This is a genomic window from Kitasatospora sp. NPDC029312, from assembly GCF_055569215.1.
On the sequence record NZ_JBVHXY010000015.1, the window covers coordinates 83,394 to 90,665 of the forward strand.

Sequence of the window (7,272 nt, forward strand, 5' to 3'; positions counted from 1 at the left end):
TCGGGTTCAGCCCCCGCAGGGGTTCGTCCCGGTGGGTGTCCCGACCACTGCGCCGCTGGTGAGAGCGGCCGGGTCGAGGCTCGGCCCGGTGGGCAGCAGGCCGAGCAGCCGGGCGGGGACGGCCGCCGGGGCGGCCTTGGTGTAGCCCAGTTGCTTGGCGGCCGCGGACGAGGGCAGCGGGTACTTCACCCCCGCGTCGGTGACCAGGTAGAGGGTCGAGCCCGCGCCGGAGCCGGTGACCGCCCGGGCCAGGGAGCCGCCGCCCGGCCGGACCACGATCCGGTCGGCCCCGTTGCAGGCCGGGGTGACCCCGGGCTGGGCGGCCGGGGGCTGACCGGCCACGGCGGCGGCGTCCAGCAGGCCGACCGCGACCGTCACCGGGCCGGCCGTCGGCCGCAACTCGGCACAGGGCACCTGGCCCTGCCGTGCGGTCACCACCTTCGGTGGAGTCGAGGGCGGTTCGGCGTCGGGCCCGGCGGGCGCGGCGGCCGCCGGGGCGCTGTGCGCCGCGAGGTCCGCCGGTCCGACCGGCCCGACGGTGACGGGCGCACCGCCGTAGGCCTCCTGCTGGGTGCGCGGGTCGCCCTGGACGAGCCGGAAGGGCGTCTCCCCGAGCGGGACGAGTCCGTCCTCGGCGAGCAGGTAGTGCTCGCCGCCCGGCCCGGTGAACAACTGGCCGATCCGGGTGGGCTTCCCGGCCAGCGCGGGGCCGGCCGTGCCCCGGCCGGGCACCTCGGGGGCCTTGAGGTCCGGGCCGACCGGAAGGGTGTCGAGGAAGCCGGCGGTCACCGGGTACGGCGTCACGCCGCCGTAGCCGAGGGCGCGCAGTCCGCCGTTGCCGGTGTCCACCCGCAACCTGCGCCCCTGCCAGATGAGTTGGGGCGAGCCGTCGGGTCCGGCCACCAGTACGGCCTGGTCGTCGGCGAGCGGCTGGGCACCGCGGTGCAGGCCGATCGCCAGGGACAGCTGCGGGGTGGCCCGGGCGCCCGGCGCGCTCGGCGGTGTCTGGACCGCGCAGGCGGACCAGTCGGCCTGGTCGAGGTCCCGCTCCACCGGAAGACCGTCGGGAGCGCCGACGATGCCGACCACCGGCCCGCGCGGAACGCCGTCGAGCGAGGCCGCGCTGACCGTCGCCAGCCGGAACTGCTCCCCGGCGAGCAGGCGGGCACTGGCCTGGTTGAGCACCGGACGCAGCTGTCCGCCGGCGTACAGGTACCGGGCACCGCTCTCCTCGACGACCACCAGGGTGCCGGGCTTCTGCCACCCCGTCGCCCCACCGGGTTGGACGAGCCCGTAGACGCCCGCGCCGACACCGATCAGCAGGCCGATGGCGAGCCCGACCACGGCACCGCGGGTGGTCCGCGCGATGGGGGTGTCGGGCGCGTCCGGCTCGCCGCGCAGCATCCCGGAGGAGACCCGGCTCATCACGAACAGGTGGGCCTGCACCTGGTCGCGTTTGGACTGCATGGGACCTCTCCCGGGATCGGTGGTGCGGACGGGTGCGGCGGCGGGCGGGGCGTCAGCCGGCCATGCCCCGCATCAGCTGGTAGAAGCCGAGGGTCTGCAGGGCGAGCGGCAGCAGGGCGAAGGCCGCCAGGGAGTGCAGCAGGTCGGCGGCGCGGCCCCAGTAGGGCAGCAGCCGACGGCCCGGCACCGTCCAGGCGACGACCAGCATGACCGCGGCGACGCCCAGCAGGACGGCCAGCAGGACGAGCCGGTTCGGCCAGTCGTCCCCCAGGCCGAACCGGCCGGCCAGCAGCACCAGCCCGTACCCGCCGGGCAGCAGGACGGCGAGGCGCTGCCAGAGGCTGCCGATCTCGCGGGCGTGCAGCAGGAGCAGCACGGCGAGGTCGGCGGCCGTCGCGGCCGCGCCCCAGCCGTCCGCGCCGGCCAGCAGGGTCAGGCAGGCGGCGCAGACCAGTCCGATGCTCCCGAGGAAGCCGGTCAGGTAGCCGTCGGCGACATCGCCGCGGGCGAGGACGGACTCGGCCGGGAACGGCTCGATGTCCTCCTGGAGCTCCTCGGCGTTGCGCGGCAGGGCGGGCAGCCTGAGTCCCGCGATCTTGAAGGAGAGCCCGGGGGCGAAGGCCCCGGAGAGCACCGCGGCGCAGGCCAGGATCGCCGCGGAGTGCCCCGGCGGCACGTCCTGCAGGGCCAGCACGCCGGCTCCCAGGGCGACCAGGGCGGCGAACAGGACACCGAGGAAGAACGGCGCCGAGGCGCCGGCCACGGCGAGCGCGAGCACGGCGGCGCCGACGCCGGCGGAGCCGCAGGACAGCAGCCGGTCCGCGCCGCCGAGGCCCGGCACCAGGGCGGCACCGGTGACGGCGTAGCCGATCGCGGCGGCGCCCAGGGCCGTGCCCGCCGCGCCGTCGCCCACCGTACGGGTGGCACCGCCGGCACCGACCAGCAGCAGGACGGCGATCACCGCCGCGGTAGCGCAGCGCAGTCGGGCGGGGCCGGGCAGGAACAGTAGCGCCAGGCCACCGGCCAGGGCGACCAGCGCGGCGGCCACCGCGAGGTGGTGGGTGAGCGCCGGGCGCCAGGAGTCGCCGCGCTCCAGCATCCCGCTGCGCACCCCGTCGACCAGGTCGTCGAAGTGGACCGGAGGCAGTTCCGCGGAGCGCGGGCGCAGGAAGAGCTCCTCGCCGTCGCGCAGTCCGAGCGCGTCCAGCGTCAGTTCGTCGTCGAGCGGCTCCTCGCCGAGCCGCTGCAGCACCCAGCCGGAGTGCTCGGCGCCCGCCTCCTCGGTCTCGGCGCCGGCGTGCCCGAGCACGGCGGGAAGGAGGTCCGCGAGGACGACGTCGGCCGGCACGGCGAGTTCGAACGCCGACTCGGGCGCGCGGAACCTCAGTCTGCACAGGCCGGCCACGGCTCCACCACTCATGCGTTCCCTCCTCCGGTCTGCGGCTCTTCGCCCGGCTGCACGGAAACGGCGGGTGCGGCGGTTCACCGGGATCGGCACCGATCCGCTGAACCTTCCGGAGCCGCGTTCCGTGCCCTGGGGCGGAGTAGTCCACGCGTGTGTGAGGAGGGGCCCGTTGAGTCAGGTCGTGGTTGAGCGTCCGCCCAGGCGCTCCGGGCCGGAGATGCCCGACGGCGACATCCAGCTGCAGGAGCCGCCCGGTCTGCCCGAGCCGCAGAGCGGGCTGTCCACCATGCTCACCATGGCGCCGATGGCGCTGAGCTCGCTCTCGATGGTGTTCATCTTCCTCAACCCGAACTCCTCGGGCGGCCCGCTGACCTACGTCGCGATCGGCATGATGGGCCTGTCCGCCGTCGGCATGCTGCTCACCCAGATGATCCGGGGCGAGAGCGACCGCAAGCGGCAGCTGCGCGGCGAGCGCCGCGACTACCTGCGCTACCTGTCGCAGATCCGCCGCCAGGTCCGCCGCCACACCGTCAAGCAGCAGCGGGCACTGGCCTGGCGGCACCCGGCGCCCGCCGCGCTGGTCTCGATGGTGCGCACCTCGCGGCTGTGGGAGCGGCGGGCGGCCCACCCCGACTTCGGCGACGTGCGGATCGCGGTGGGCGCGCAACGGCTGGCCGTCCGGCTCGCCCCGCTGGCCACCAAGCCGGTCGAGGACCTGGAGCCGCTGAGCGCCCACGCGCTGCGGCGGTTCATCCACGCGTACGGCACGCTGCCCGAGCAGCCGATCGCGGTGCACGTCCGCGGCTACGCGCACGTGCTGCTGCGGGTCGGCACGGCCGAGGAGGCCGCCGACGACCCCGACGGCGACGCGGCCGACACCGCCGAGCCCGCCCGCGCACTCGCCCGGGCGATGGTGGCCCAACTGGCCTTCTTCCACGCCCCCGACGAGCTGCGGATCGGCCTGGTGGCGGCGCCCGAGCGCCGGGCCGACTGGGACTGGCTGAAATGGCTGCCGCACGCCCTGCACCCGAACGAGAGCGACGGCGCCGGCCCCGTCCGGCTGGTGGCCGGTTCGATGGTGGAACTGGAGCAGCTGCTCGGCGCCGAGTTCGCCGCCCGCGGCCCCTGGGAGCCGGACGCCCAGCCCGGCCGGGAGGAGCCGTACACGCTGATCCTGGTCGACGGGGTGCGGCTGCCCGCCTCCGGCCGGGCCGCGCTCGCCGGTTACCGCAACGCCACCGTGCTGGACGTGCGGGACGCCCTGGAGTGGAAGCACGCCAAACACCGGCTGCGGCTGCGGATCACCGCGGACGGCGCGCTGGAGCTGGTCGGCTCCGACCGCGACCGCAAGGACAGCATCACGGCGCTGGGCCGCCCCGACACGTTCCCCGTGACGGCCGCCCGGCGCTACGCCGCCGCCCTGGCGCCCTACCGGCTGGACGACTCCACGGACGGCGCCGAGCCGCTGGCCACCGACTTCGACCTGACCTCGCTGCTGGGGATCAAGGACCTGCACCGGCACGACGTCCGCCGGGCCTGGGCCGGCCGGTCCAAGGAGCAGCGCCTGCGGGTGCCGCTGGGCCTGGGCCCCGACGGCACCCCGGTGGACCTGGACATCAAGGAGTCCGCGCAGGGCGGCATGGGCCCGCACGGCCTGCTGATCGGCGCCACCGGGTCCGGCAAGTCCGAGCTGCTGCGCACCCTCGTGCTGGCCCTCGCGCTCACCCACTCCTCGGAGACGCTCAACTTCGTGCTGGTCGACTTCAAGGGCGGCGCGACCTTCCTCGGCCTGGACCGGCTCCCGCACACCTCCGCGGTCATCACCAACCTGGCCGACGAGGCCTCCCTGGTCGACCGGATGCGCGACGCCCTGCACGGCGAGATGATGCGCCGCCAGGAACTGCTCCGCTCGGCCGGCAACTACACCTCGCTGCTGGACTACGAGGCCGCCCGGGCCTCCGGCGTGAAGCTGGACCCGCTGCCCACGCTGTTCGTGGTGGTCGACGAGTTCTCCGAACTGCTCGCCGCGCACCGCGACTTCATGGAGCTGTTCATCATGATCGGCCGGCTCGGCCGCTCGCTCGGCGTCCACCTGCTGCTCGCCTCGCAGCGCCTGGACGAGGGCCGGATGCACGCCCTGGAATCCCACCTGTCCTACCGGATCGGCCTGCGCACCTTCTCCGCGATGGAGAGCCGCGGCGTGCTCGGCGTCCCCGACGCCTACCACCTGCCCACGCAGCCCGGCAACGGCATCCTGCGCAGCGACATCTCCACCCTGACCCGGTTCAAGGCGGCCTACGTGTCCGGGCCGTACCGCCAGCAGAAGCCCAGCGCGGCCCGGCAGGCGGCGGTGGCCGGGCAGGTCGTGCCGTTCGGCACCGAGTACGTGGCGCCGCGGCAGCAGCCGGTGCCGGAGGTCGAGGAACCCGAGGTGGTGGAGGAGGAGACCGTCCACAGCCTGCTCGAACTGGCCGCCGAACGCATGACCGACGCGGGGCCGCCGGCCTACCGGGTCTGGCTGCCCCCTCTCGACGTGCCGCCGACCCTCGACGAGCTGCTGCCGCCGCTCTCCCCGCACCCCGAGCACGGGCTGACCACGGCCGGCTGGCCACAGCGCGGCGGACTGTCCGTACCGGTCGGCGTCATCGACCGGCCGTTCCAGCAGCTGCGCGACCTGCTGACCGCCGACCTGTCCGGAGCCGGCGGCCACGTCGGCATCGCCGGCGGCCCGCAGAGCGGCAAGAGCAACCTGCTGCGCACCCTGATCACCGGCCTGGCGCTCACCCACTCCCCGCGCGAGGTGCAGTTCTACTGCCTGGACTTCGGTGGCGGCGGCCTGTCGGCGCTGCGCGAGCTGCCGCACGTCGGCGGGGTGACGGGGCGGCACGATCCGGAGCGGGTCGGCCGCACCATCGCCGAGATCAACGGCATCATCGCCCGCCGGGAACAGAGCTTCGCCCGGCTGGGGATCGACTCGGCCGCCTCCTTCCGGCGCCGCCGGGCGGCGGGCGACCCGGACCTGGCCGACGACCCGCACGGCGACGTGTTCCTGGTCGTGGACGGCTGGAACACCCTGCGCCAGGAGTTCGGCGAGCTGGTGCAGACCTTCGGCCTGATCGCCGGACGCGGCCTCAACTACGGCGTCCACCTGATCGTCACCGCGACCCGCTGGGCCGAGGTGACCAGCGCGCTGCGCGACCAGCTGGGCACCAAGCTCGAACTGCGACTGGGCGACAGCGTCGACTCCATGATCAACATGCGGGCCGCCGCCACCGTCCCCAAGCTGCCCGGCCGCGGACTCACCGACGAACAGCTGCACTTCCTCACCGCACTGCCGCGCATGGACGGCATCGGCGACGCCGGTGACCTCGCCGACGGCGTCACCGACCTGGTGGAGGCGGTGAACGACCACTGGGCCGGACCGCGCGCCCCGCAGGTCCGGATGCTCCCGCTGGTCCTGGAGGCCGCCTCGCTGCCCCCCGCCGAGGGACGGCTGCGGGTGCCGCTCGGCCTGGAGGACCGCCAGATCGCCCCGCTCTGGCACGACTTCGAGGAGACGCCGCACCTCATGGTGATCGGCGACAGCGAGTCCGGGAAGACCAACCTGCTACGCCTGCTGGTCAACGGCATCACCTCGGCCTACACGCCGTCCCAGGCCCGGATCATGCTGATCGACTTCCGGCGCGGGCTGTTCGACCTCGTACCGGAGGAGTACCGGCTCGGCTACGCCGTCGCGGTCGACGTCCTCAAGCAGGTCGTCCAGGGCGCGGCCCGGGCCATGGAGGGCCGGGTGCCCGGCGAGGACATCACCCCCGCCCGGCTGAAGCTGCGGGACTGGTGGACCGGCCCGGAGCTGTTCATCATCGTCGACGACTACGACCTGATCTCCGCCCCGATCACCGGCCACCCCTTCGCCCCGCTGCTCGACCACCTCGCCCAGGGCACCGAGCTCGGCCTGCACCTGATCGTGGCGCGCAGCGCCAACGGCGTCGGCCGTGCCGTGAGCGACCCGCTGATGCGCCGGCTCCAGGAGGTCAACACCCCGGCGGTGCTGCTGTCCTGCCCGCCGAGCGAGGGCGTGCTGTTCGGCAGCGTCAAGCCCCGGGTACTGCCGCCCGGCCGGGCGCTGCACATCACCCGGCGGCGCACCGTCCAGTTGCAGACCGCACGCGTGCCCGAGCCGGTGGGGGCGGAGAGCGACTGAAGCCGACGCCCGGGAGCTGCCCCGGAATCCGCCCCGGGATACGCCCTGCGCGGGAGCGGGGGGGGGGGGGGGGGGGGGGGGGTGGGGGGGGGCGGGGGGGGGGGGGGGGGGGGGGGGGGGGGGAGCGTGGGGTACTACTTGCTGCTGTGGGTGGTGTTGGTAGTAGGCGCGGCCGCGGTAGGGTGGCGGGGTTAGT

Annotated in this window: 3 protein-coding genes; 1 reads left to right on the plus strand and 2 read right to left on the minus strand. The window is 75.0% G+C overall.

Annotated features, from left to right (window positions below; all coding sequences use genetic code 11):
• Positions 1-6: 6 nt before the first annotated feature.
• Complete coding sequence (gene eccB / locus ACZ4WV_RS15055; RefSeq protein ID WP_465746602.1) at positions 7-1,467, minus strand: type VII secretion protein EccB; 1,461 nt, start codon at positions 1,465-1,467, stop codon at positions 7-9.
• 52 nt (positions 1,468-1,519) lie between these two features.
• Complete coding sequence (gene eccD, locus ACZ4WV_RS15060) at positions 1,520-2,887, minus strand: type VII secretion integral membrane protein EccD (RefSeq protein ID WP_465746604.1); 1,368 nt, start codon at positions 2,885-2,887, stop codon at positions 1,520-1,522.
• 202 nt (positions 2,888-3,089) lie between these two features.
• Between eccD and eccCa the strand changes: the two genes are divergently transcribed.
• Positions 3,090-7,076 (plus strand): type VII secretion protein EccCa, encoded by a 3,987-nt coding sequence (eccCa, locus tag ACZ4WV_RS15065; RefSeq protein WP_465746704.1) that lies wholly within the window; start codon positions 3,090-3,092, stop codon positions 7,074-7,076.
• Positions 7,077-7,272 lie beyond the last annotated feature (196 nt).